This is a genomic window from Pseudomonas cyclaminis (assembly GCF_015163715.1).
In the GTDB taxonomy this organism is placed as follows: Bacteria; Pseudomonadota; Gammaproteobacteria; order Pseudomonadales; family Pseudomonadaceae; genus Aquipseudomonas; species Aquipseudomonas cyclaminis.
This window is the reverse complement of the sequence record NZ_JADDUM010000339.1, coordinates 1-797: the sequence shown is the minus strand read 5'-3', so window position 1 is coordinate 797 and position 797 is coordinate 1. Positions and strand designations below refer to the sequence as shown.

The 797-nt window shown below is 60.9% G+C and carries 1 protein-coding gene; it reads right to left on the bottom strand.

Annotated elements, in window-relative coordinates:
* On the bottom strand, positions 1-797 hold a 797-nt coding region (locus IQK56_RS31925), incomplete at both ends, for an ATP-binding cassette domain-containing protein (protein WP_193901955.1).

Genomic DNA, 797 nt, shown 5'->3' with positions numbered 1-797 from the left:
GACACCACAATCACCGCAATACCGCTGGCCGCGAGGTTGTGGATGATCTGGTAAATCTCCGACTTGGCGCCGATGTCGATGCCCCGCGTCGGTTCATCCAGCAGCAGCACCTTCATCGGCATCGACAGCCAGCGGCCCAAAATGGCCTTCTGCTGATTGCCGCCGGACAGGTACATAATTTTCTGTTGCGCATCCGGGGTCTTGACCTTCATCGCCTTGATTTGCTGGTCGGCGTTGCCCTTTTCCCAGGTCTCGCGCAGCAACCAGCCGAACGAGGAATGGGCGCCACGGGCGCTGATGTTGATGTTCTCGGCGACGCTGGAAAGCGGAATGATGCCTTCCTTCTTGCGATCCTCGGGGCACAGCAAAACACCGGCGGCGATGGCATCTCGCGGGGAGCGCAGTTGCAACGCCGCCCCACACAGTTCAAGGCTGCCAGCGCTGCTGCGCTCCAGGCCGCTGAGCAAGCGGAACAACTCCGTACGCCCTGCCCCGACCAAGCCGAACAGGCCAAGAATCTCGCCTTTGCGCACGTCAAAACTGATCGGCTCACGCAGGCCGGGGCCGAGCAGACCATCGACCTTGAGCGCCACCTCGCCCTGTTCACGCGGGCGGTAGTCGTAGATGTCCTGAATATCGCGACCGACCATGCAGGTCACCAACTGGTCGTGACTCAACGCGCTCATGTCGTCAAAGGTGCGCACGTAACGGCCGTCCTTGAACACCGTCACCGCGTTGCAAATGCGGAACACTTCTTCCATGCGGTGCGACACGTAGAGCACCACTTTGCCCTCATC